This window comes from Secundilactobacillus angelensis (assembly GCF_012641075.1).
GTDB classification, from domain to species: domain Bacteria; phylum Bacillota; class Bacilli; order Lactobacillales; family Lactobacillaceae; genus Secundilactobacillus; species Secundilactobacillus angelensis.
In genome coordinates this window covers 1-276 of sequence record NZ_JAAXLJ010000110.1, presented here as the reverse complement: position 1 = coordinate 276, position 276 = coordinate 1, and the positions used below count along the sequence as shown (strand labels likewise).

Annotated in this window: 1 pseudogene; it reads right to left on the bottom strand. The window is 35.5% G+C overall.

The features are described 5' to 3' along the window. A pseudogene (locus HC026_RS13230) lies at nucleotides 1-212 on the bottom strand (hypothetical protein); the annotation flags it as partial. Nucleotides 213-276 lie beyond the last annotated feature (64 nt).

Sequence of the window (276 nt, the reverse complement as noted above, 5' to 3'; positions counted from 1 at the left end):
GGAAAATCAGGCTTACTAGCAACTTGATGAACACTTTGACGAGAGTTCATCTGCCAACGAATTTTTAAATCTTCACGCGACAATAATTGCGGTAATTGTTTTTTTTCAATTTGAGCTTGTTGCTGCAACTTTTGTGTAAAGGCTTGTTTAGTCTTGTTTTGATGCCAATCATCAAAAAGATCATACTTGTTTGATTTAAAATCTAAATCCATAAAGCCAGCCTCCTAACCAAAATCAATTTTATCCAGCATCGTTTCAGTACTAGCCTGGTCTAAG